Annotated in this window: 21 protein-coding genes; 10 read left to right on the top strand and 11 right to left on the bottom strand. The window is 41.6% G+C overall.

What is annotated here, in order from left to right:
• Together FPZ42_RS12190 and FPZ42_RS12195 are read right to left on the bottom strand one after the other, a co-directional pair.
• A complete protein-coding gene (locus FPZ42_RS12190; RefSeq protein WP_146271766.1) occupies positions 1 to 1,200 on the bottom strand; it encodes a pyridoxal phosphate-dependent aminotransferase in 1,200 nt (399 codons plus the stop codon).
• Positions 1,201 to 1,481: 281 nt separating this feature from the next.
• On the bottom strand, positions 1,482 to 1,874 hold the full coding sequence (locus tag FPZ42_RS12195; protein WP_146271768.1) for a DUF1573 domain-containing protein: 393 nt from the start codon (positions 1,872 to 1,874) through the stop codon (positions 1,482 to 1,484).
• Positions 1,875 to 2,011: 137 nt separating this feature from the next.
• Between FPZ42_RS12195 and FPZ42_RS12200 the strand changes: the two genes are divergently transcribed.
• Positions 2,012 to 4,444, top strand: a complete 2,433-nt coding sequence (locus FPZ42_RS12200) for an alpha-ketoacid dehydrogenase subunit alpha/beta (protein ID WP_146271770.1) — start codon at positions 2,012 to 2,014, stop codon at positions 4,442 to 4,444.
• Between the two features lie 50 nt (positions 4,445 to 4,494).
• On the top strand, positions 4,495 to 4,872 hold the full coding sequence (locus tag FPZ42_RS12205; RefSeq protein ID WP_222431577.1) for a putative quinol monooxygenase: 378 nt from the start codon (positions 4,495 to 4,497) through the stop codon (positions 4,870 to 4,872).
• Positions 4,873 to 4,967: 95 nt separating this feature from the next.
• Here the strand turns inward: FPZ42_RS12205 and FPZ42_RS12210 are convergent, their stop codons facing one another.
• Positions 4,968 to 6,323 carry a DUF6089 family protein gene (locus FPZ42_RS12210; protein ID WP_146271772.1) on the bottom strand — a complete coding sequence of 452 codons (1,356 nt, stop codon included), beginning with the start codon at positions 6,321 to 6,323 and terminating at the stop codon, positions 4,968 to 4,970.
• A 340-nt stretch (positions 6,324 to 6,663) separates the two neighbouring features.
• On the opposite strand from FPZ42_RS12210, the gene FPZ42_RS12215 reads away from it, so the two are divergent.
• Positions 6,664 to 7,242 (top strand): nitroreductase family protein, encoded by a 579-nt coding sequence (locus tag FPZ42_RS12215; protein WP_146271774.1) that lies wholly within the window; start codon positions 6,664 to 6,666, stop codon positions 7,240 to 7,242.
• Between the two features lie 176 nt (positions 7,243 to 7,418).
• The gene (locus tag FPZ42_RS12220; protein ID WP_146271776.1) at positions 7,419 to 8,213 is read left to right on the top strand and encodes a murein L,D-transpeptidase catalytic domain family protein; all 795 of its coding nucleotides are present in this window, start codon (positions 7,419 to 7,421) and stop codon (positions 8,211 to 8,213) included.
• Between the two features lie 52 nt (positions 8,214 to 8,265).
• Here FPZ42_RS12220 and FPZ42_RS12225 read toward each other — a convergent pair whose 3' ends face one another.
• Positions 8,266 to 9,834: a L,D-transpeptidase family protein gene (locus FPZ42_RS12225; protein WP_146271778.1), complete on the bottom strand. Its 1,569-nt coding sequence runs from the start codon at positions 9,832 to 9,834 to the stop codon at positions 8,266 to 8,268.
• A 104-nt stretch (positions 9,835 to 9,938) separates the two neighbouring features.
• On the opposite strand from FPZ42_RS12225, the gene FPZ42_RS12230 reads away from it, so the two are divergent.
• Positions 9,939 to 10,466: a DinB family protein gene (locus tag FPZ42_RS12230; protein ID WP_146271780.1), complete on the top strand. Its 528-nt coding sequence runs from the start codon at positions 9,939 to 9,941 to the stop codon at positions 10,464 to 10,466.
• Here the strand turns inward: FPZ42_RS12230 and FPZ42_RS12235 are convergent.
• The 7 genes from FPZ42_RS12235 to FPZ42_RS12265 all read right to left on the bottom strand — a co-directional run bounded on the left by FPZ42_RS12235 (position 10,456) and on the right by FPZ42_RS12265 (position 18,082).
• Positions 10,456 to 11,079, bottom strand: a complete 624-nt coding sequence (locus tag FPZ42_RS12235) for an HAD family hydrolase (RefSeq protein ID WP_146271782.1) — start codon at positions 11,077 to 11,079, stop codon at positions 10,456 to 10,458. The two genes, FPZ42_RS12230 and FPZ42_RS12235, sit on opposite strands and share 11 nt — an antisense overlap.
• Before the next feature lie 16 nt (positions 11,080 to 11,095).
• Positions 11,096 to 12,328 (bottom strand): MFS transporter, encoded by a 1,233-nt coding sequence (locus FPZ42_RS12240; RefSeq protein ID WP_146271784.1) that lies wholly within the window; start codon positions 12,326 to 12,328, stop codon positions 11,096 to 11,098.
• Between the two features lie 76 nt (positions 12,329 to 12,404).
• A complete protein-coding gene (aroC, locus tag FPZ42_RS12245) occupies positions 12,405 to 13,496 on the bottom strand; it encodes a chorismate synthase (protein ID WP_146271786.1) in 1,092 nt (363 codons plus the stop codon).
• 244 nt (positions 13,497 to 13,740) lie between these two features.
• Positions 13,741 to 15,042 carry a 3-phosphoshikimate 1-carboxyvinyltransferase gene (aroA, locus tag FPZ42_RS12250; RefSeq protein WP_146271788.1) on the bottom strand — a complete coding sequence of 434 codons (1,302 nt, stop codon included), beginning with the start codon at positions 15,040 to 15,042 and terminating at the stop codon, positions 13,741 to 13,743.
• A gap of 107 nt (positions 15,043 to 15,149) precedes the next feature.
• On the bottom strand, positions 15,150 to 16,277 hold the full coding sequence (locus FPZ42_RS12255; protein ID WP_146271790.1) for a chorismate mutase: 1,128 nt from the start codon (positions 16,275 to 16,277) through the stop codon (positions 15,150 to 15,152).
• 132 nt (positions 16,278 to 16,409) lie between these two features.
• A complete protein-coding gene (locus FPZ42_RS12260; RefSeq protein WP_146271792.1) occupies positions 16,410 to 17,309 on the bottom strand; it encodes a prephenate dehydratase in 900 nt (299 codons plus the stop codon).
• 278 nt (positions 17,310 to 17,587) lie between these two features.
• Positions 17,588 to 18,082 (bottom strand): hypothetical protein, encoded by a 495-nt coding sequence (locus tag FPZ42_RS12265; protein ID WP_146271794.1) that lies wholly within the window; start codon positions 18,080 to 18,082, stop codon positions 17,588 to 17,590.
• A gap of 318 nt (positions 18,083 to 18,400) precedes the next feature.
• Here FPZ42_RS12265 and FPZ42_RS12270 point away from each other — a divergent pair, with 318 nt between their 5' ends.
• From FPZ42_RS12270 to glf, 5 genes are read left to right on the top strand one after another with little or no spacing between them, the layout of a single operon-like run.
• Complete coding sequence (locus FPZ42_RS12270; protein WP_146271796.1) at positions 18,401 to 19,690, top strand: ABC transporter ATP-binding protein; 1,290 nt, start codon at positions 18,401 to 18,403, stop codon at positions 19,688 to 19,690.
• Positions 19,677 to 20,588, top strand: a complete 912-nt coding sequence (locus tag FPZ42_RS12275; protein WP_146271798.1) for an FkbM family methyltransferase — start codon at positions 19,677 to 19,679, stop codon at positions 20,586 to 20,588. Before FPZ42_RS12270 ends, FPZ42_RS12275 begins: the two co-directional genes overlap by 14 nt.
• A complete protein-coding gene (locus FPZ42_RS12280; RefSeq protein WP_146271800.1) occupies positions 20,578 to 22,362 on the top strand; it encodes a glycosyltransferase in 1,785 nt (594 codons plus the stop codon). The genes FPZ42_RS12275 and FPZ42_RS12280 overlap by 11 nt, the downstream gene beginning before the upstream one ends.
• Positions 22,362 to 23,312 carry a glycosyltransferase family 2 protein gene (locus FPZ42_RS12285; protein WP_146271802.1) on the top strand — a complete coding sequence of 317 codons (951 nt, stop codon included), beginning with the start codon at positions 22,362 to 22,364 and terminating at the stop codon, positions 23,310 to 23,312. The genes FPZ42_RS12280 and FPZ42_RS12285 overlap by 1 nt, the downstream gene beginning before the upstream one ends.
• On the top strand, positions 23,312 to 24,466 hold the full coding sequence (gene glf / locus FPZ42_RS12290; RefSeq protein WP_146271804.1) for a UDP-galactopyranose mutase: 1,155 nt from the start codon (positions 23,312 to 23,314) through the stop codon (positions 24,464 to 24,466). Before FPZ42_RS12285 ends, glf begins: the two co-directional genes overlap by 1 nt.
• The last annotated feature ends 64 nt before the right edge of the window (positions 24,467 to 24,530 follow it).

Below are 24,530 nucleotides of genomic sequence, written 5' to 3' on the forward strand. Positions count from 1 at the left end.
CTATAAAGTGCGTCCCGGATACTGCTTCAATCCCTCAGCAAGGCATTCCATTGCTTTACTCAAGTCGTTGTTGTTTAATACGTATGCCATACGTACCTCATTTGCGCCTGCGCCCGGCGAGCTGTAGAAACCTGTAGCCGGTGCCATCATCACGGTTTGGTTATCATGGCTAAAGCTTTCCAGCATCCATTGGCAAAACTTGTCGGCGTTATCAATCGGTAATTTCGCTACCACGTAAAACGCACCGCCCGGGTTAGGGCAGTAAACGCCGTCCATCTGATTAAGGGCGTTAACCAATGTATCGCGGCGTTCTGTGTATTCTTTACTTACCGCTTCAAAATATTCATCAGGCGTATCAACCGCAGCTTCACCGGCAATCTGCTCCACCATGCCTGGTGAAAGGCGGGCCTGTGCAAATTTCAAACCTGTAGAGATGATCTCCTTATTCTTGGTGATCAAACATCCTAAACGGGCACCACATGCGCTGTAACGTTTGCTTACCGTATCCATCACTACCACGTTATCGTCTAAACCATCAAGGTGCATTGGAGAAACAAACGTGCGGCCATCATAGCAAAACTCTCGGTAGGCTTCATCACTAAAAAGGTACAGATCATATTTAAGGCAAAGCGCTTTCAATGCTTCCAATTCCTCGCGTGAGTATAAATATCCGGTAGGATTATTAGGATTGCATATGATGATGGCTTTTGTTTTTTCGGTAATTACCTTCTCAAACTCCGCAATCGGCGGCAAAGCAAAACCATTATCTATATATGACAGAATCGGTTTTACAACGATATCTGTTTGGTTGGCAAAGCCATTGTAATTTGCATAAAAAGGCTCCGGGATGATTACTTCGTCACCCTGATCAAGGCAGGTCATCATGGCTATGGTGATAGCTTCAGATCCACCGGTAGTTACAATAATATTATCGGGCGTAATGTTGTAGCCAAGCTTGTTGTAATACTCAACCAGTTTTTTGCGGTAGCTTAAAGTCCCTTCTGATGGGGTATATGCCCAAACCTTAAAGTCGATATTTTTAATGGCATTAAGCATGCCCTCAGGTGTTTCAATGTCCGGCTGACCGATATTGAGGTGATATACTTTTTTACCATCAGCCTTAGCTTTATCTGCAAACGGGGTTAGTTTACGTATTGGGGAAGCGGGCATATGCAGCCCTTTTTGAGAAATTTTTGGCATGCGCCAAAATTAGTAAAAAAAATGAGCCACATCTAAAGGGAAAACTATTGGAGATACGCAGACCAGGTTAATTATTCCTAAGCTTTTATGGCTATGCCGAACTGTACACTGATGACAACTATTGTTAAGCCTTACCTAAATCCTCTCCAATGCAAAGGGTTTTAAATTGAGAGTTGTTTGAAAGGTATTATTTGGTTCTCTCCATCGAAAGTGATTGGGGAGAGGCCAAAAAAAGGCACCGCTAATGGTGCCTTAACTAAATTTATTTTTAAGCTTTTAACTTATTTACTTGCAGGCGCGCTGCCGGCAACCACTTCACCAACAATATTTAAGTATTTAGTTGGTGTTTTAGCGTTTGATGTAACTACAATTGTTTTGTTAAAGGCAGATACAACAGCAGCGTTGTAAGTGATCTTGATAGTACCTTTACCGTTTTGTGGTACAGGTGTTTTGGTGTAATCGGCAATTGTACAGCCACAAGTAGGCTTTACTTCGGTTAAGATCAACGGGGTGGTGCCAACGTTGGTAAATTCAAACACAGTGGTTACCGGTTTGCCTTGCGGAATTTTACCAAAATCATGCTTTTCTTCGTTAAATTTGAATTCGGCGGTTTGGGCTGATGCAGTGTAGGCGAAACCTAAAACCACTGCGCATATCAGAATAAATTTTTTCATCTTTTTTGTGTTTGACTTTACAAATATAAAAGGTTTAATATAATGTCAAAACTTAAGTGAAATCTAACCGTTTTGCATTAACCAGTTACCGAAACAAAATAGAATTTCCTACTTTTACCGCCTAATCAGAATATAATATGCCAGAAACTGCATTAAACACAGCTACCGGAATCAATTCTGCCGAACTTAGTTTTGACGATTTTAAAAAGATCGTCATTGATGATTATCGTATAGGCTACGAAAGCAGGCAGGCAAGCTTGTTAGGCAGGAGAGAAGTGCTTACCGGAAAGGCAAAATTCGGCATTTTTGGTGATGGTAAAGAGGTTGCGCAACTGGCAATGGCCAAAGCCTTTAAGAAGGGCGACTGGCGTGCCGGCTACTATCGCGACCAAACATTTATGTTTGCTACCGGGATGAGTACCCTTAAAGAGTTTTTTGCTCAGCTTTATGCGCATCCTGATATTGAGAAAGACCCTGCATCAGGCGGCAGGCAAATGAATTGCCACTACGCAACACGGTATGTTGATGCCGATGGCAACTGGACAAACCAGGCTGAAACCATGAACTGCTCTGCCGATATCTCTACCACAGGCGGGCATATGCCGCGTTTGTTGGGATTGGCTTATGCGTCAAAATTGTATCGTCAGAATAAAGAGCTCGAGTACCTGAAACAGTTTTCGGTAAACGGGAATGAGGTTGCTTTTGGTACTATCGGTAATGGTTCAACATCAGAGGGGCTGTTTTTCGAAACCTTTAATGCCGCAGGCGTTTTGCAGGTGCCGATGGCCATTTCCATTTGGGATGATGCTTACGCTATTTCTGTTCCGGCAAGGCTGCAAACTACCAAAGAAGATATATCTGAAGTATTAAGAGGTTTCCAGCGCGATAGCAAAGGAAACGGCTACGAGATATTTAAAGTAAAGGGATGGGATTACGTTGCCCTTTGCGAAACCTACGAGCGTGCCATCAAACTTTGCCGCGAAGAGCATGTACCCGTACTGATTCACGTAATAGAGATGACACAGCCGCAAGGCCACTCTACGTCCGGATCGCACGAGCGCTACAAGACCAAAGAGAGGCTGGCCTGGGAAGAGGAGCACGATTGCCTGGTGCAGATGCGCAAATGGATGATCCAATCGGCCATTATCACTGATGAGGAAATTGATGCTTTGGAAGCTGAAGCCAAAAAGCATGTGCGCAACTCGCAAAAAGAAGCCTGGAATGAGCTTGAGACCGAGATAAAGGAAGAGATGCACCAGGTATTGCAAATGCTTGATGCTATTGCACAGCCATCACAACATCGCGACGAACTGCAAAAGTTGATGTCGGGCTTGCAAACATGTGTTGATCCGGGCAGGAAAGATACGGTTGGCACCGTTCGTAAAGCTTTACGTTTAACTATCAATGAGCCATCGGATGCAAGAAATTCGCTTGTTAGCTGGCTGGCCGCAGAAAATGATAAGAACAAAGAGCGTTATAACTCTAAACTGTTCTCTGATACGCCTAAATCGCCTTTGTATGTGCCTGTTATTGCACCGCAGTATGCAGATGATGCCAAAGTGATGGATGGCCGCGAAGTGCTTAATGCTTGCTTTGATGCAAACTTTGAGCGCGATAAAAGCATTGTTGCCTTTGGCGAAGATGTTGGTGCCATTGGGGACGTGAACCAGGGTTTTGCCGGCCTGCAAGGTAAATATGGCGACCTGCGTATCACAGATACCGGTATTCGCGAAGCTACCATTATAGGGCAGGGAATGGGCCTGGCCATGCGTGGTTTAAGGCCTATTGCAGAGATACAATATCTGGATTACCTGTTGTATTCAATAACCGTTTTAAGTGATGATCTTGCCAGTTTGAGCTATCGCACCCGTGGGGGCCAGCGCGCACCTGTTATTGTGCGGACACGCGGCCACAGGTTAGAGGGCATCTGGCATTCGGGCTCACCGCTTGGGCTTATTTTGGGGGCTGTACGAGGATTGCATATCTGCGTTCCGCGTAACATGACCCAAGCTGCAGGTATGTATAATACGCTATTGCGTGGCGATGAGCCGGCATTGGTTATAGAGTGCCTTAACGGTTACCGATTGAAGGAAAAGCTGCCTGCTAACGTGGGTGAATTTACCGTGCCGCTTGGCAAAGCTGAGATTTTGAAAGAAGGTAAGGATATAACTGTTGTAAGTTATGGTTCTGCGCTGCGTGTGGTGATGGAAGCCATTCCTGATTTGGAAAAATTAGGTATCAACATCGAAGTGATAGATCCGCAAACGCTGTATCCTTTCGATACTGATAATATCTGCGGCGCGTCGCTTCAAAAAACCAATAAATTATTAATTGTAGATGAGGATCTGCCGGGCGGCGGCTCTGCTTACATCCTGCAAAAAATTATAGAGGCGCAAAACGGTTATTATCTGCTTGATGCACAACCACAAACATTATCGGCTGCCGAACACAGGCCTCCGTATGGGTCAGATGGTGATTACTTCAGTAAGCCATCTGTTGATGACGTGATAGAAAAGGTTTACAGGATAATGCACGAAGCAAATCCCGGGAAGTATCCGGCGTTATTTTAAATAAACGAAGCTCAACTAAGGTTGGGCTTTTTTAATGGAAAAAATAAATGATGAACAGAATATTTTACCTTTCGGCTATATGCCTGTTGATGCTATCGATCACCGTATCAGCTCAAACTAAAAAACAAATGGTACGCCTCGCCAAAATCACTGTTGACCCAGCACAACTCGATGCTTACAACACGGCATTGAAAAAGCAAATGGCCACCGCAGTAGCAAAAGAGCCGGGTGTGCTAACCTATTATGCTGTTGCCGATCAGAAAGATCCGTCGCACATAACTATCCTCGAAATTTATGCTGATGTTGACGCTTACAAAAAGCACACTGAAACGGCTCATTTTAAAGAATATAAAGCTACCGTTCAAAATATGGTTAAGTCATTAGAATTGGTAGATGTTGATCTAATAGGCGCTGCTAAAAAGCCATAATATCAAATAGTGTTCAAAACTATCGTGCTATCAATGTAAAAGAAAAGGCCGCTCCTGTTAGAGAGCGGCCTTTGTTATGATCGTATTATTATCTATTAATACAATGTAAACTCTACACGACGGTTTTGCTGACGACCTGCTGCAGTTTTGTTACTTGCAATAGGCTGAGTCTGACCGTAACCTGTAGCCTCGATACGAGATGGGTTAGCACCTTTCTCAACAAGGTATGTTTTAACAGCTTCTGCACGGTCTTTAGATAAACGCATGTTTAAGTCTTTAGAACCAGTGTTATCAGTGTGACCTGCTAATTTCAAGCTGAAGTTTTTGTCAACCAATAAGCGGGCAACCCTGTCTAAGCTTGGGAATGATTTATCGCGGATGGTAGCTTTACCTAAGTCAAACTCAAGGTTTGCAATTGCATCTCTAACCACACGGCGATCTTCTTCTGTTACAACTACTACCGGTTTAGCTAACGGACAACCTGAACCATCTACCTTAGTACCTGATGGGGTGTTCGGACATTTGTCGTTAAGGTCAATTACACCGTCACCATCGCTATCAACTGTGAGTTTTGCAACGTTTGCGTTGGTTTCTTCAAGTCCGCGTTGTAATTCAGCATTTTTAGCTTTCTCAGCGTCAACTTGTGCTTGCAATTGTTGTGCTTTCCATAAGTACTCGGTACGCATTGAGTTTACCGGGTTGTAAGCAGACAATTGAGGTTTTTTGCTGCTACCTAAAGCAAACTCTAAACCGATGTGTGCATAAGAGAACCTGTCATTGGTTGTACCTGCGTTTACACCGTCAAAGTTATCAGCCTGTACAAAGTTAACCTGGTAACCCAAATCAATGTTAACACCTGATGCCACATTAAATTTGAAACCAAGGCCTACCGGTACAAACCATTCTTTGTTGGTACCATTGGTAGATACTGTTGCAGCACCTGGTGTGTTGTTAGTAACTGTGGTTTTGTAACCCATATAACCGGCACCGGCGCTTAAATAAGGTTGTATAGCACCTTTGCGGTTAAACCAGTTAATGTTTGCTAAAGTAAAGTTTGCCTTTAATGCTGCGCTCCAATCTAATTTTGTGTTAAAGCTGCTACCTTCAGAAATAAGGCCTGCCGCTTGTGAATTTGTACCGCTAACCTGGCCTCTTAAGAAATCAGCCTGTAAGCCAAACGCAGGTAAAAATTGTTTAGCGATGTAACCACCGTAACCGATCTCTGATTGCGGTGTTCTGAAATCCTGACGACCATTTGTACCGAAGATAGTGTACGGAGTTAATAAACCACCATGCACACCTATTGTCCAGGTACGGAACGAACCGCCGCCTGAAAATGGCTGTACGTAATTTTTAGTGTCTAAATTAGCGTCGGGGGTTTGTGCGAATAATTTACCACCAATTATTAGGCATGATGCTAATAACGATGCTTTTTTTAAATGTAATTTCATATTGATTGTTTTTAATAAAACTATCGTAGCTACGTTATATAGTACGGGTTACAGGGCATAGTCAACAAAGGTGCCATAGAGCCTTTTGTTGTAAAAGAAGCCCGGAAATGACCATAGGTAGTGCTTAAAAGTGCCTCTAACTATCTTTTAATAAGCATTTAAACAAATATGGGTTTTAAGATGCCAAACAGTAGTTGGTATGCCGATGACGCGAGTTAAACGGTTTAAAAGTGACTAAAAAAATATACAAAAACCTAAAAACAGGCTACTAAATGCGATGTTGAATTACTTACTGCAAGCCAAAAAATCGTAATTTCGCCCACTTTAAAACATCATAATAATGGATAATAATTTTTCAGTAATAGCAAATAACATCAAGGCCCGCCGTACCATTAAGCCATCTACCATGAATGGCCATAAAATACCAAACGGCCACATCGCATCAATAATAGAACTGGCAGACTGGGCGCCTAACCACGGTAATACTGAGCCTTGGCGTTTTATTATTTTTGAGGAACCGGCACATTACAGTAAGCAGCATGCCGAGCTTTACAAGGCAGCAAATCCTGGCGAAAGCTTTAACGAAACTGTTTACAATAACTTAAGCAATCAGGCAAATGCAGCATCACACGTTATTATAGCTTATCAAAAACGCGGCGACCTGCCTAAAATCCCTGTTTTTGAAGAGATAATTGCTACATCGTGCGCTGTGCAGAACCTGCTTTTAGGTGCTACCGCGTTAAACATAGGTGCATTTTGGAGCACCGGTGGTATGGTACTTAAACCGGCCTTTGCAGAACATTTTGGCTTAGGTGCAGAAGATTCTGTATTAGGTGTACTGTTCTTAGGCTATACGGATCAGCAACCGGAAGGTAAACGCAAGGTGCCTTTGGAGGAAAAGATCACTTGGAATAAATAAATTCCAGACCTCTTTTCCGATAATCTTTAAAGCAATAAATTGTCATTAAAGTAGTAAATTAGACTTTAGTGACAATTTATTTCTGTTTTAAGCGTATATTTGAAATACTTGTAACAATTGCAGCAACCTAATCTGCGTTACCCGAACATAAACTTATTGATTAAACCGGATAAAGTATGAGGAAAAACTTGTGGTGGATTGTTTGCGTTTTATTTGTTATATCTGTAGCAATTATAAGCTGGAAGCCGGCAGACGCAATTAAAAACAAATCATTAAAATCATTTACTGCTAAAGAACTTTTTGCAAAATATGTTGCCGATGTGTACAATACGGCCAATTTGCAGCAAAGCGGAATGGACCTTTCTGTTTTCCAGAAAGCATTTACAGGCTATTTAAATCTGAAACTGAACAACAAACTGCACAGCGTTAATTATTTAACCGTTGTTGATTTTAATAAATCAAGCCGTGTTAAACGCATGTGGATAGTTGATATCCTCAACAGATCCCTTGTCTTAAATACCTGGGTTGCACATGGGCAGGGTAGTGGCGATGATATGGCCAGCCGTTTTTCTAATACAAATGAATCGCACGAGAGCAGTTTGGGCTTTTACCTAACTGACGATATTTATTTTGGCAAACACGGCCGTTCTTTACGTTTAGATGGGTTGGAAGCTGGTATAAACAGCGCAGCACGTGCCCGTGGTATTGTTATACACGCTGCAGACTACGTGTGCCAGAATACGATCAACCAGATTGGGCGTTTAGGTCGTAGCTTTGGTTGCCCTGCAGTATCACCGGAGGTATCAAATACGGTGATCAATACTATTAAAGGTGGTTCGTTATTGTATATTAACGGTAACGATAGCAACTATACGTCAAAACTGCTTGACGATACTGCACCAACCAATTTTGTAATGCAGGAAACACCTGCAGTTGATACCCTTTCTGCATCGACCATAGCAAAACTATAACCGCTTATTAGGCATAGAAAAAGGGCCTCCCGAAAATCGGGAGCCCCTTTTTTTATAATGAGGCAAGCGTTGCCAATGTATCAGTATCCGCAAGGAACTTTTTGAGGTGACCGTAAAGCACGGCATCTAAGCCATATACATCCGGGCGATATTGTAGTGTGCCATTTGCATCAACCCAACAGGTTACATATGTGATATACACCGGTATTTTTTTAGATAGATCTAAAGTGGTAGGAGACGGCTTAGGCTCATCCATATCTTTGGCAATGGTATCGTAAGCCGGGGTATCGCCAAACAGGTTTTTAGCCAGTGCCAATGGATCGCCAACACGTACACAACCGTGACTTAAGGCACGCATGCTTTGATTAAATGCGCTTCGGGCAGGTGTATCATGAAGGTAAACACTGCTATTATTTTTGAACAGGAATTTGATCTTTCCCAACGAGTTCTGATCGCCTGGGCGTTGTTTGAGCTCGTACTGGCCAGGTTTTGCGCTTCCCCAATCAATGGTTTCCGGGTCGTCTACTATTTTACCATTCCTGTAAACATCAATCCCCTTGTTTTCCAGATAGTAAGGGTCTTTACCGGCCTCAACCATTATCTCTTTGCTGGCAATGCTTTCCGGGATATTCCAAACCGGGTTCACCTGCGCAGCATAGATCTGGCTGTTCAATTGTGGCGTCTCTCTTGTAAAAGGGCGGTCAATTTTATAACTCTCGTTATATTCAGCTAACGAGATGGTATTATCTGTATTACGACCTTCACCAACAATAACTTTCATGTTTAAAGCTGATTGACCATTCTCCATTACATCCAGGCGGTAATCAGGAATATTTACGATCACATATTTTTCTTCGTACGGTTTATTTCTCCAACGCAAACGTTCCATGTTCACTACCAGGTAGCGTTGAGTTTCTTCTTTACTCATGCCCTCAGCAGCACCACCTGCCATCAACGCCTTTTGCAACGCCAGGTATTGTGGGTTTTTAGGTTGAATGCTATCTAAAAATGCCTTTAAGTTGCTTGCTTTCAATGTAGCAAGCATTGATGTACTATCCGGGCGTTTGGTAGCCATGTAATAACGCTGGTAGATCTTGCGTGGGCTAACCATACCAAATTGCAAAGCATTTGAGTAGTTAAGCAATGAGTTAGCAGTCAAGATCTCTAACTGGGCAATGTCGCGGTAAGCCTCATCAAGGTTCTTGATAGCTTTTTTGTCTTTAAATTTCGCTACGAGTTTTTTTATCTGCTCGGCTTTGAACATACCCGGATCCAGACCATGCTGGCCGGCCTTTTCAAAATAGTTAGCAGTAAGGTCAACATCGCCATTAAAAATATGGTCCATCACAAAAACAGGATCATAGTTGTTGTCTTCATAAAATACAGTGATGATTTGCGGCTGGCTAAGCTGCCCTTTTTGTTTTTGCAGCATATCTTTAAATACTACTTCAAGCCCTTCGGGTGTAGCATCTTTAAAAACTTTATTTTGGGTCTTTTTAAAAAGTTCGGCACCAAGATCTGAGCGGCTTTTTTTAGTACAGCTTTGTATAATGAGGCCTGCTGCAATTAGCAGGGTTACGGATAAAAAATGGAATGACTTTTTGAGTGTATAGTTACGCATCTTTGAAAAATGTTTAAGTAGATGAAACGCTGATTGCAATACTTATTCCAAAAATAATTGCCCTGAGCCGACACGATCATAAACCGCCGGTTTTATATTTGAATATGCATGATAGAAATCTGCCCGAAGTTTGGCTGCGCGGCCCGCTCGATAATATACCTGCGTTGTTACAGCCGGTTGCACATGCTTTGCTTCAAGCAAAAGAGGAAATAAGTACGTTAATGAAAGATTTTCCTGATAAGTCGCTTTGGCAGAAGGTAGCCGGGATGGCTTCGCCCGGGTTTCATCTACAGCATTTAACGGGTGTTATCAACAGGTTATTTACTTATGCACAAGCCAAGCAGTTAAGCGAAATGCAATTAGAATACCTTTCAAATGAAGGAAACCCGACCAATAAAGTATACACATCAGCAGAGTTGGCAGATGCATTTTACCGCCAGGTTGATGAAGCGATAAGGGTATTATCGGCAACAGATACCAATACACTCACCAATTTCAGAGGGGTGGGCCGTAAGCAACTGCCATCAACAGTTATCGGCTTGTACACGCACGCTGCGGAACACACCATGCGGCATTTGGGGCAATTGATCGTAACGGTAAATGTGCTTAAAGCAAATAAAGCTATTGATTGACGATGCCTGCAACGTCGCGGTAATCCTTAGCGCGATAAGTGGCGTGGCTGTCTGTATAACGGTCTTCCGGGTCGAATAAAAAGGTATCGATACCTACCTCTTTAGCAAATTTGATCTCAGATTGCGGATCATCACCGATGATCAGGATTTCTTCGGCATCATAACCGTTATCCATCATTATCTGCCTGAAGATATCACCTTTGTTTAGGTTAGATTGCTCCGGGTCTACCACGTAAATCTTTTTAAAATCTCCGTTGATGCCCAATTGCTTCACCTTGCTCAATTGTAGTTTCGTGAAGCCTGTGGTTACCAAAAACTTGTCTGCTTTAATTTTGCGCAAAGTTTCATACTCCGGATAAGGTTGCATGGGTTCATCGTAGGTAGCATCGCGAAGCAGATCAAGTCCCTGTTGTTTTACATCTTCACCAAAACCAAACTCATCAGCAACATGCTGGTATGGGCGGCGGGTAAGTTCTTCCTTGGCTTTAAGGGCAGCTTGTGCATCATCCAGGCGCTCATCTATCAGCTCAAAAAGCGGCTCAAATAACTTTGCAGATATGGATTTTACGGGGTAGATTGTGTTATCAAGGTCTAATATCAGTACTCGTTTCATAGTTTCGATTGAAGGATCAGATACTCATGTTTGGTTGCCTGTCGTTCGGTTTATGGTAAGCTATCCTGTACAGCAGCCATAAAAAGCATGCAACAACCAGGCAAATACCGCCAAGAGCGTACCATAATAGGGTAAAGCTTCCCCATAAAATAATTTGCCCGCCTAATATTGGTGCCAACACCTGCGCTGCCGACCACGACATAGTATACAACGCTGCATATTGCCCGCGGTTTCGTTCGCCGGAGCGTGAGATCCAAAATGAGTTCATAAAAGGCATGCTAACCATTTCCCCGAATGTGATGATACCGACTACCAAAGCCCCCGAAGCAGCATGCGGCGGCAATATGTTCAGCAATGTGAAGCCTCCGCCTGTAACCAGGATGCCATAAACAATATATTGCAGCATGTGGCGGCGGCCTTCCAAGTAATTGATCATCACCAACTCAACCAGTGCGATGATGATGCCGTTTGATGCCAGCAACAAACCGATAAGCCGGGTATTGAAATGCCATTGGATCTTTAGAAATACGGGCTCCATCACAAAAAACTGGAAGAAGCAAAGGTTAAAGAATGTTATAAGCACAACAAAGATTAGGAAAACCTTATCCTTATAGGCTGATGTTGGCTTTACCTCATCGGGATGAGGTTTAACCGGCTTGGCGACAGAGGAGCGAGGGATAAGCGCCATTAATGCCAATGCAGCAAAGATATTGGTGCAACCATCAACCCAAAATAACAGGTTAAAATTGAACGATGCCAGCAAGCCGCCAAGCGCTGCGCCAACTGCCCAGCCCAGGTTAGTAGCTAACCTATGCAGTGAGTATGAGCGTGTTTTGTTTTTGGGCGCACTAAAATGGGCCACGGCCATGGAATTGGCAGGGCGGAAGGCTTCGTTGCAAAAACTTAAGATGAAAGTGGCTATCCCCAGCGATAGAAAGGTTGTTTGGTAGCCCACAACAATAAACATTACACCACCGCTTAACAAAGTAACTGCCTGCATATCATAGAAGCCTATCCTATCGCTAAGCCAGCCGCCAACGTATGCACCAACTATGGCGCCTGCGCCAAACAAGGCCATAATATAGCCTGCCTGCGCTACACTAAAATGCAGTTGATTGATGCAATAGATGGTCATGAAAGGCACAACCATGGTACCGCTACGGTTGATGAGCATTACCAGGCTGAGGTACCAGTTGTAACGTGCGAGCCCGCTGTACGCTTTTTTGTAAAGTTGGATGATGGAAGGCATTGTCTTATGCAGGGTTAAGGCTTAAAGCTGAAAGACTAAAGCCGAAAGCTTTTTGCTTTAAGCTTTCAGCCTTTCGCTACAATTTAGCGCTTCTGTTGCGCAACAAATGATCTGCAATTACCAAGGCAGCCATAGCCTCAACAATAGGTACGGCACGCGGTACTACGCAGGGATCATGGCGGCCTTTGCCTGATATTTCTGCGGCGTTACCTTCGCCATCAATAGTTTGCTGATTATGCATAATGGTGGCAACCGGTTTAAAGGCAACCTTAAACTCGATAGGCATACCGTTGCTGATACCGCCCTGTATACCACCCGAGAAGTTGGTGCGTGTGGTTACTTTACCGTTTGCATCTTTCTGAAAAATATCATTGTGTTCAGACCCGCGCATTTCGCTACCGCTAAAACCTGAACCAAATTCAAAACCGTGTACGGCGTTAATGCTCAGCATAGCTTTACCCAGGTCGGCATGCAGCTTATCAAATACCGGCTCGCCCAAACCAACCGGAACGTTTTTGATGTAACAGCTCACTTTACCGCCAACGGTATCTCCATCTTTACGAACCCCGTCAATAAAAGCGATCATCTCTTCGGCAGTGGCAGGGTCTGCACAGCGTACAATGTTTTGTTCGCGCTGCGCGATAAATTCATCAGCACTATCAATAAAAACGTTTGGTGCATCAATTTTGCCAACACTGCTTACATGAGCAACAATATCGATACCCTGCGTTTTAAGCAACAGCTTAGCCAATGCACCTGCTGCAACGCGTGCTGCGGTTTCGCGAGCTGATGAACGGCCGCCGCCACGATGGTCGCGGATGCCGTATTTGGTGGCGTAGGTGTAATCAGCATGTGATGGGCGGAATACATCTACGTTGTGGCTGTAATCCTTTGAGCGCTGGTCTTCATTCGGGATAAGCATGGCAATGGGCGTACCTGTGGTTTTACCCTCAAAAGTACCCGAAAGTATTTTAAAGGTATCGCTTTCCTTACGTTGGGTAGTGATCTTAGACTGGCCGGGCTTGCGTTTATCGAGTTCGCCCTGTATGTAATCCAGATCCACATTAACACCCGCCGGGCAGCCGTCGATAATTACGCCGATAGCCTCGCCATGTGATTCGCCAAATGTTGTTATCCTGAATAATTGCCCAAATGAGTTACCTGCCATATAGCCCCCTAATCCCCTAAAGGGGGATTTATGTTAGTTAAGTTTAATAATTGTTGTTCTACAAACCATGTCATTGCGAGGAGGGTAGCAACGTGGCAAACCCCTGGTGTTTATATCAACGAGGAGATTGCCACGCTACCGCTCGCAATGACATGGATTTATTATTGATCCAGTTTCGTTCACAAGCGTTCAAAAGTGTTCACGGTGTTCACAAGCGTTCATGCCGTGAACGTGAACACCACGTTTAAGCCACTTTTTCTGATCTGAAACCTACTTTTTCAAGGTCAGACCAGAACGCCGGATATGATTTGCAGACCACTTCGGCGTCTTCTACTTCCAGTTCAGGTATCAGGATAGCCAATGGTGCAAAGGCCATTGCCATGCGGTGATCATCATACGTGCTGATGAACATACGCTGCGGCAGGTTGCGTTCACTGCAATCTAGTTTGTAAACCTGTCCTTTCTCTATCAGCTTAACACCGATCTTAGCCAGCTCGGTTTGCAGTGCCAGTACGCGGTCGGTTTCTTTGATCTTCAAGGTTTCAAGCCCGGTAAAGGTTGCCTCATGCCCTAAAGCAGCACACACTACGATAACCGTTTGCGCCAGATCCGGGCATTCCTTCATATCAAATATCTTGCGGACGATAGGTTTAGCCTCTTTTGTCAAATAAACGCCGCCATCCTTAAAAACCGATGTGATCCCGAAATTAGCCATTATCTCCGTGATAACGCTATCGCCCTGCAGGCTGTATGATGTTAATCCCGGCAGGAAAAGTTCTGCCTCGTCGCTTAAGGCTGCAATAGCGTACCAGTATGAAGCAGCGCTCCAATCCGGTTCAACCAGTAAGGTTGTTTCCGCAAAATCCTGGTGTTGGATAGCGATAACATTATCGGCCCATGTATGTCTAATGCCCGCCTGGTTTAACATGGCTAAGGTCATTTCCACATATGGCTTTGAGGTAAGCTCACCCTGAATGTGCAGTTCTAAACCTTGCGGCAATTTTGCGGCGATAAGCAACAGCGCAGTAATGTACTGGCTGCTGATATTACCTTTTATCTCGATGACATTTGTTTGCTGCTCAAACCCAGGATGAATGTTGATTGGCGGATAACCATCTTTTTTTTCGTAGTCAATTGTGGCCCCCAACTTGCGCATGGCATCCACCAGTATACCGATCGGCCGCTGCTGCATCCGTTCAGAACCAGTTAAAACGATGTTTTTGTTAAGCAAGGGAAGAAACGCTGTTAAAAAACGCATGGCAGTACCGGCTGGGCCGATATCAATAGTGGAGATTTGAGATTGGTGATCAGAGATTAGTGAATTTGTTTGACTAATCTCCAATCTCTGTTCTCTAATCTCTGATTTCAGTATATCCCTTAAAAGAACCGCATCCGCAGCGTCAGACATATTTTCAACCTTAACTTTACCATCGCTCAGTGCTTCAATAATTAACGCGCGATTACATTCGCTTTTTGAGCCGGTAAGTTGTATGGTGCCGTTTGCAGTTTTGCCTTGTTTAGTAAGTACGATGTTATGTTTTGCCATAGTAGCCTCACCTAAATCCTCTCCAAAGGAGAGGACTTTAAGTATCTTTTGTTATTTGTAACCTCAATTAACCCTTTTCCTTTGGAGAAGGGCAGGAATGATGCGAATTACGCATGCGTTAAACTTTCTTTTGGTTGCTCTATACCCTCGTTTAATATTAAACCTTGACGACGAATAGATTCTGTGTGTACCAGCTCTAACAATTTCTCGGTAAACTCAGGGCTTAATTTCAAGGCCTTACCATAATCAGTGGTTTTCTTCAGGATCTCTTCCCAACGGTTAACCTGCAAAATGGTGATGTTGTTATCTTTTTTGTATTTACCAATTTGCTCTGCAATGGTCATGCGCTCAGCAACTTTTTGGATGATCAGGTCGTCAATTTTATCTATTTGCGCACGCAGCTCAGCCAGTTTATCTTTAACCTCGGTATTTTTTACTTCAGCTTTACGTAAGGCCAGGTTATCAATAATGTCAGATAATGCAGCAGGGGTAACCTGTTGTTTAGCGTCTGTCCAGGCCACGGTAGGGTCAATGTGTGATTCGATCATTAAACCTTGCATATCCAGGTCGATAGCTTTCTGAGAGATATAACCTATCAGGTCGCGGTTACCGGTGATGTGGCTTGGATCGTTGATGATTGGCAACTCAGGCACCAAAGTTTTTAAGCTGATGGCAACATCCCACATTGGTTCATTGCGGAAAGCTGATTTTTCGTATGATGAGAAACCACGGTGAATAGCAGCAAGCTTGGTAATACCTGCGTTGTTGATACGCTCTAAAGCACCAACCCATAAAGAAAGATCGGGATTAACCGGGTTTTTAACCATTACAGGTACATCAATACCTTTAAGGGCATCAGCAATTTCCTGTACAGTGAAAGGGTTTGCAGTTGAACGAGCACCTACCCAAAGGATATCCACACCTGCAGCCAAAGCTTCTTCAACGTGTTTTGCGGTAGCAACTTCAACAGCAGTAGGCAAGCCTGTTTCTTCTTTAGCGCGTTTTAACCACTCTAAACCAATACTGCCAATACCTTCAAACTCGCCCGGGCGGGTACGTGGTTTCCAGATACCTGCGCGTAATGCGCTTACTTTACCGGTTTTCGCTAATAAGTGGGCAGTTGCCACCAACTGATCTTCAGTTTCGGCGCTGCAAGGGCCTGCAATCAATAAAGGCTGTTTACCTTCTTTATTTATCCAGGTATTTAAGGGCTGTATGTTTAAATTCAGTTTCATATCGTGTTTTTTAATTTTTAGTCCGGAAGTCCGCCAAGTCCGGTTGTTTTAATGTTTATATGTGTTATTAGTTTGTTAGTTCAAATTGTTGTCTTTGGGACTTTCCGACTTTCCGGAATCCCGACTAAAGACCTATGCTCTCTTCTTTACGGTTATGTATCTCTTAACGTTCTTCTCTTTTGGCTTTGGTGTACTATCCTGTTCGTACCGCTGATACTCTCCTAAGATGTTGAAGTTGTGTGTATACTTAAGGATCTGGCGAATGGCGTTATCAAATTGCTTGCTGTCTTCCCATTCAATATCAACATAAAAGTTATACTCGTTACGTTTGCCTAAAACCGGCATGCTTTGTATCTTACTCATGTTCACATTTTCCTGGCTAAAAATGTTAAGCACTTTGGCAAGCGCGCCCACCTCATTGTTTACCTGGAAACATAACGAGGCTTTATTTGCAGGGCCTTTACGCTTGTTGTTCTCATGCGTGGTCAATACCAGGAAACGGGTGAAGTTTAGCTTGTTAGACTCAATCCGGCGCTCTAATACATCCAAGCCATAAAGTTGCGCTGCAAGCGTATTCGCTATAGCAACAGTATCTGTTAGCTGCTCGTCACGGATGCGTTTTGCGCACGCAGCAGTATCATTACTTTCCACAATCTTCAGGTGCGGATATTCGTCAAAAAAATCGATACACTGACGGATCGCGATAGGGTGGGAGGTGACATATTTCACATCTTCAAACTTTACACCCGGCAAAGCCATCAGGTGTAGTTGAATGGGTACGTAAACTTCACCAACTACCGGATAGCTGTAGCTCATCATGAGCGAGTAGTTGGGCAATATGCTGCCGGCAATACTATTTTCTATCGCCATTACCACATAATCAGCCTCCTTATTTTTAAGCGCCTCAAATGTTTGCTTAAAAGAGTTGCATTCTATAGCCTCGATGTTTTCGCCAAAATATCTAAAGGCGGCTTCTTCGTGAAAGGAAGCGCGAATACCTTGTATGGCAACTCTTGGTTTATCAGTTTTCATAATGCCCAGTAAGCAAAAAGTCCCGGCTTGTTGGGCCGGGACTTTTCAGTTTTTTCTTTTATGTTTTTTGTACATATCAGTCCCGGCTCTTACTGCTAAAGTAAAAGTAGAAACCCCAGAAATATGCACGTTGTGTGTTCATTGTATTTGTTATGGCGTAAATGTACAAGTAAAAATTGTTTTGTCAATAGATAATTTTATTTTTTGGAATAAAAATCATCCGAACAAAATTTTATTGGGTAAAACAGCTGCTTTACTTATTCTGATGCTCTTAAATACTATTGCAACACTACATCCACCTCTGCCGTAAGCTTGCTCTTGGCATTTTGCTTGTCAAAAAAGCGGGCTATTACATGGTATGTTTCGCCAACTTTAAATGGCGGCGACATAGATACTGTGGCAGTTAGCGTTACTGCACCGTTAGGATCGAGGCCGTTTTTAGCAGCTTCAGACATCACATCAGGCAATGTACCCATTACTTTACCGCTTTTATCTTTAACGGTTATCTCGCAGCCGGGGTAAGCCTTGCCATCTTTTAAAGTATAGTTGCCAACACCTGTAACAACAATAGAGAAATTGGAATTTAACGGCACTTTATTATTTTCCATGCGTTTGCCGGTAGCATCAACCAAATATGCATCGTCAGCTTTAAATCCATTATAAGATAAAGATAATCCGGTTTTAATGTCCTTCTTAGTGCCAACACTGAACTGGCAGGCAGATAAGAGCAAGATAAAAATACCAAAGCTCGCTAACGATGTGATTTTTTTCATGGTAACATTCAGATTAAAAGTCGTTTAAATTTTTACTAACTGTAACTACTCTTTAATCTGATAAATGTTTGCCCTTTAGATAAGAGTTTTATGAATTTTGATTCCCTTTAAGTGAAGCTACAACAGGATTTTTGGTAGAGGATATTTTATTTTTATAAAAACCCGAATTTATAACTGTAGCAGGATTTTAAAACTATTATCTTCGCAAATCAAAGGAGTGCCCTAACTCTGAGTCTCTATTAAGAGTTGGGGATGCCTATTGTCAACTCTTCCCTGAAAAATGGGACTGAGGCGGCGAAGCTTTAAACAGACATCAGCTTGGGTTCCAAAGCGATCAAGATAGAAAATCTTTCAAAGGCGTATCAGGTAGGCGACTTCAGTAGCGGTACCATTTCCCGTGACCTTGAACGATATTGGGCATTGTTGCGCGGCAAAGAAGATCCTTTTCTGAAAATAGGAGAGACTAACGACCGTACCCAAGCGGGCGAGAGCGATATTGTGTGGAGCTTAAAGGATATTAACCTTGAAATTGAACAAGGTGATGCGGTTGGCATAATAGGAAGAAACGGTGCCGGCAAAAGTACATTGCTAAAAATCCTGAGCAGGGTTACGTCGCCAACAACCGGTAATATAAAAGTAAAAGGCCGTATTGCCAGTTTGCTTGAGGTAGGAACAGGATTCCATCCAGAACTTACAGGCCGGGAAAATATCTTTCTCAACGGTGCTATACTTGGCATGCGCAAAGCAGAAATTAAACGCAAGTTTGACGAGATTGTCAGCTTCGCCGGGATAGAGCGTTATATTGACACCCCTGTTAAACGATACTCGTCAGGAATGTATGTAAGGCTTGCATTTGCTGTTGCCGCGCATTTGGAGTCTGAAATACTCATCGTTGACGAAGTGCTGGCTGTAGGTGATGCCGAATTCCAAAAAAAATGCCTTGGCAAAATGGGAGATGTAAGCAAAGGCGAAGGTAGAACGGTACTTTTTGTTAGTCACAACATGGGGCTTATCAATCAACTTTGCGATACATCGGCCTATTTGAAAAGCGGCCAATTAGTATGCTTTGCAAAAACCAAGTCTGTAATAGATGATTATTTACTTGATAGACAAAATTTTAAAGAAAGGCTAAGCGTTTTTTTTAATGCCCAAGAGAGTGATGACAATGTTTTTTTGCATGGTTTTGAAATAATACCGCATTACCAAAACCAAAGATCTTTTGACTCGGGACGACAAATAGAATTAAAATTTACATTTCATATTAAAAACCCGATTGATGGCCTCAGACTGGGATTTGAGTTAATAAGCCGATCGACAGAACAATGCATTTTCAGGACCTTTCATGATGATAGCTTGTCAGAAAACCAAGCGTTACAAGAAGGAAAATACAGGATGATTGCTCATATACCCGCGTGCTTCTTAAACGAGGGTCAATATATCATTACGCCAACAATCGGAATACACAATATTAAATGGTTGTCATTTAGGGATCATCAGCTTTTAATAGAGATAATTAATATGACTGGTATAAATCAGCTCTATTCAGATTCCCGACCCGGATACCTTGCGATAAATTTAAAATGGGAGATTGAACATGAAAAAAATTGACGTATACATTGTTCAAAAAGTAATTAACGTTTTAGACAAATATAATCGAAGAAGAAAAAAAAACGAACTCTCTGCCTGGGACAAAAATGTTCTGAATGCTGATAAATTTGTATATCAATTGTCTAATTCTTTAAAAATAATTCTTCACAAAGATAGCTTACTTTCAAAACTCATATTTGAGGGATTTGAGCATGATGAAGAACTATTCATTAGTCGCTTCATAAAGCAGGGAGATATATTTTTTGATGTTGGTGCAAACATTGGCATGCATACATTATTTGCTGCTCACACTCTAAACGGAACAGGTAAAGTGTATGCATTTGAGCCCACTCCAGCAACAGTTAAAAGGTTACGCGAAAATGTTGCTTTAAACAAATTGGTGGATTGTGTAAATATAGAGCCTGTAGGGTTATCGAACCAAGCAGGCGAGCTTAATTTAAATTTAGCTGCTAATGGTTATGATGCGTGGAACTCGTTTGCTAATTTAAAACATATCGAAGTAAAAGACTCAATAATTGTACCCGTAGTTACTTTGGATGAATTTATTGAAAGTTATAGTATTGAGATAAGCCATATTTCTCTCATAAAAATTGATGTTGAAGGATGGGAAATAAAGGTATTTGAAGGTATGCGTCGACTATTTGATAACAATTTATTTAAAGCGACATTTCTTATCGAATTTACTGAAGAAAACATGTTTAGAGCTGGCTACAGTTGTAAAGAGTTGTATAATTATTTAGTTGATAAAGGGTATAAGTGGTATGAGTTTGACCCTCAGAGCAACAGCATTAAATTTTCTGAACTTAAAGCCTATTACCCATATCAAAATCTTATAGCAACTAAAAACCCTGAAGCTGTTAATGCACGTTTAAAAGAAGCAAAAAAAGATGGGGCATAACTACCCTAAAATTTCAATCATCACCCCCTCCTTTAATCAAGGCAAATTTCTGGAGGAAACCATACTTTCCGTGATAAACCAGGGTTATCCAAAATTAGAATTTATAATTATTGACGGGGGAAGCACAGATGCATCTGTGGACATAATAAGAAAATATAATAAATACATAAGCTTTTGGAGGAGTGAAAAAGACAACGGCCAGGCCGAGGCGATAAATAAAGGGCTGTTGAGAGCTACCGGAGATGTGGTTACGTGGCTGAATTCAGATGACTTATATGAGGACGGAACCTTACTGTTAATTGGGGAAATATTTGCGGAAAATCCCTCAGTAAATTTCATATTTGGAGACTGCTTGTTTTTCACTGAAAAAAAAAGTTATACAAATCAAATTGATTTAAAAGATTTCGAAGCGAAGCAACTTGGGCAATTCCCCTATTCCCAACCTTCATGCTTTTTCAGGAAAAAACTAATTGATGACCAAGGCTTGTTAAACGAAAAATTTCATTATTGCCTTGATGTGGATCTTTTCATACGCTTTGCACTAAACAGTCAAATGCGTTACATAAAAAAAACGTTATCTCGATTCCGCATGCACGATGACAGCAAAACTATAAATCATTGGAATAAATTTTTAGAGGAATGGATTGTAATTTACAGTAAAACGCTAAGGACTTTAAATAATAAATTACTCATAGAATGTGCCATAGATCTCGGTATTTACGATAAAGGTACCGACGTTTATAACTCGTATGAAAAGCCTTTTAACATTGATGACCAGTATAAATCTTTTTTATATTTTTTTGAAAGGCAATTTAATAGGGCTTTTCCGAGGGGTACTTTTTTTATAAGTAAGAAAAAGCTTAATGCTATCAATAAGATATTAGCTAAAATTGATAGTGCAGACATACAAAAAGAACAATTCCCGATTAAACCTGATAAATATCTACTGGGCATAGATAAAACACTTTTACATCCTGTAAATATGTTAAGGCGAACAATAAAGAAAACAAGCAGTTTTAATGTGATAAGGGATGCTATATTTAACGTAAAAGCAAAAACAAGTGCAACAGTAAAAGCTCAAATCAAAGCCCCTAAGACAATACCCATAATTATTATCAATTATAATCAGTTGCATACGGTTGAGATGCTTATTAATAGCCTTACTATCAGAGGCTATTATAATATTCATATTTTGGACAATAACTCAGACTATGAGCCATTGCTTGCGTTTTACCGTACTACGAATGCTAATGTGATCAGGCTAAATTATAATTACGGCCATATGGCTTTATGGCGCATTTCAACTGTTAATAAAAAATTTTCGGAGGGATATTATGCCGTCACTGATGCCGACATTGTTCCTGATGAAAATTGCCCGGATGATTTTATGTCTAAATTTATAGATATATTAGATCAGCATCCCGGCGTAACTAAAGCTGGCTTCGGTTTGAGAATTGATGATATACCAGAACATTATCAATTGAAACAAAAAGTAATTGACTGGGAAAGGAAATACTGGACCACAGAAATATCCCCGGGTCTTTACGACGCCGATATAGATACAACATTCGCGTTATACAGACCATATAATAATCTTATTCATAGGAATTTTTTATCAGGAATAAGGACAGCAAGCCCCTATTTGGCAAGGCATTTAAGTTGGTATCAATGTACGGATACTTTAACAAATGAGCAGTTGCACTACATTAAAACAGCAAACATTTCAAATAGTTGGTCGCTAAAACTTTCAGAGTCTAATTACCAAGATTTTTAATGCTCGTTTCTATTATTATACCCAATTACAACCATGCTGCCTTTTTAACTCAGCGTATTGAAAGTATACTCAATCAAACATATCAAAATTTCGAGATCATTTTACTTGACGACGCTTCAAAGGATGATAGCGTTGATAATATCGAAAGATATAAGGGCCACCCTAAGATAAGTAAGGTATTATTTAATAGCCAGAACAGTGGCTCTACATTTAAACAGTGGCAAAAAGGAATAAGTTTAGCACAGGGTAAATACATATGGATTGCAGAAAGTGATGATTATGCTGACCCTGAATTTCTAAAAAGGATGTTGCCGCTTTTCGAAAGCAATGAGATGGACATTGGATTGGCCTATTGTAAATCGCTTCCGGTTGACCAAAACGGTGTAGTGTACGACGAGAGCGATTGGTGGATGAAACGTGTAGACCCGATAAAATGGGAAAAAGATTTTTTTAACAAAGGTGAAAAGGAAGTTGCCGAATTTTTGTCAGTACAGTGTACCATACCCAACGCAAGCGCTGTCCTATTCGATAAACGTTGCTTTTCTCAAATTAAATGGGAAGATGTTGATTACAAAATTTGCGGGGATTGGCATATTTATGTTTCTGTCTTAAAAAAATTTGACATTGCCTATTGTTCTTCGCCGTTGAACTATCAGCGTAATCACAATCTAAACGCGAGATCCCGTTTTACTAACAGATTACTTCTGGAACAGATAAAAACTCTATCTCATATTCACAAGAATTTCTCTGTAACCAAAAGTATAGCTTATAACAAAGCACTTGACGAAAGATTGGCTTTACTTATGGCTGCGGTAAAGAACAATGCCATGTCAAAAAAAACCTTTATCAGCACAATTCTTTTAATACGGAAATTTGACCATGGTTTTCTTTCGCGTTTTATTAGGGTCTTCTATGGAAAGTTACGCGGAAAAAACTTTAACTTCAGTTAATGCATAACATTCTGGTTGTTGGCGCGGGTTTTACCGGATCAGTTATTGCGCGGGAATTGGCAGATAGCGGACATTATAATGTTTTGGTGGTTGATGAACGCAATCACATTGCGGGCAATTGTCATACTAAGCGTGATAATGAAACTAACGTTATGGAGCACGTTTATGGCCCTCATATTTTTAACACCAGCAATGAGAAGGTGTGGCAATATGTAAACAAATTTGATGAGTTTATGCCTTACACTAACAGGGTGAAGGCGGTAACAAGAGCTGGTGTGTTTTCACTACCCATAAATCTGTTAACAATTAACCAGTTATTCGGTAAAACTTTCAACCCTCGTGAGGCAGAAGAATTTGTAGCACAATTAGGGGATAAAACCATAGCAGAGCCAAGGAATTTTGAAGAACAGGCCTTAAAAATGCTTGGAAAGAAAATTTATGAAACGTTTTTTCTCGACTATACAATTAAACAATGGGGTTGCCATCCCAGAGAACTTTCTGCTGATGTTTTAAAAAGGCTGCCCATAAGGTTTAACTACGACGATAACTATTATCATACTCATTATCAGGGAATACCAAGAAACGGCTATACTAATTTGATATCAAACATTCTGGATCATCCGGCCATTACCGTTGAATTAAATACGCGTTACGAGCGGGAGTGGAATGGAAAATACCATTACATTTTTTATACAGGCGCCATTGACGCCTATTTTTCATATGCCGAAGGTAGGCTTGGCTATCGTACCATTTATTTTGAGCGTTTCATTTATAATGGAAGCGATTACCAGGGTAACCCTGTTATAAACTATTGCGACAAAAATGTGCCTTACACCAGGGTACATGAGCACAAACATTTTACCCCTTGGGAAGATCATGACAAGAGCCTTTTTTTTAAAGAATTTAGTAAAGAAACCGAAGGTGATGACATTCCTTTTTATCCTAAATCGTTACCTGCCGATAAAGCAATACTTGCCCGTTATAAGCAAAGGGCACAATCTGAGTTTAATACAACCTTTGTTGGCAGGTTGGCTACTTACCGCTATCTGGATATGCATCATGTAATTGATGAGGCATTGACCGTGGCTGAAAGCTTTATCAACTACAAAAATCCTTTGGCAAGTTTTACTCGTTTCCCGGTTAATAATGGGTAACCCAGTTTTTTGCTGGTACAGGCACAATCATGAGAACAGAAACGATCTGCTGAGATATGCTTTA

This window comes from Mucilaginibacter achroorhodeus, from assembly GCF_007846095.1.
Classification (GTDB): domain Bacteria; phylum Bacteroidota; class Bacteroidia; order Sphingobacteriales; family Sphingobacteriaceae; genus Mucilaginibacter; species Mucilaginibacter achroorhodeus.